The sequence below is a fragment of the Achromobacter sp. GbtcB20 genome, assembly GCF_019091095.1.
Classification (GTDB): Bacteria; Pseudomonadota; Gammaproteobacteria; order Burkholderiales; family Burkholderiaceae_B; genus Achromobacter; species Achromobacter mucicolens.
Genome location: NZ_JAGXJZ010000722.1, coordinates 1 through 251 on the forward strand (window position 1 = coordinate 1; position 251 = coordinate 251).

Sequence of the window (251 nt, forward strand, 5' to 3'; positions counted from 1 at the left end):
TGCTGCCAATCGGTATCGGTTGAGCCCGAGCCTGGAGGCTGCTTTGAAGGCAGGCAATCGCGCACAGGCAGTCATCAAGCTTAGACAGAGTCTGTTCACGGAGGCGACCTTGGCCGTTTTGGTTCTGGCGAGCGTTGCATGGCTTGGCATCTTGTCTCCCACTGGAACCTAGTCCTTCATGGGCGGCAGATGACAGCACATGAATTGAATGTAATGCACGGGTAAGCGCTCTGTAGACCGCCTGCTTCTAC

1 pseudogene is annotated in these 251 nt (G+C 55.8%); it reads left to right on the top strand.

Annotated elements, in window-relative coordinates:
• Nucleotides 1-172 (top strand): annotated as a pseudogene (locus KVT32_RS30845) (copper resistance protein CopD); the annotation flags it as partial.
• Nucleotides 173-251 lie beyond the last annotated feature (79 nt).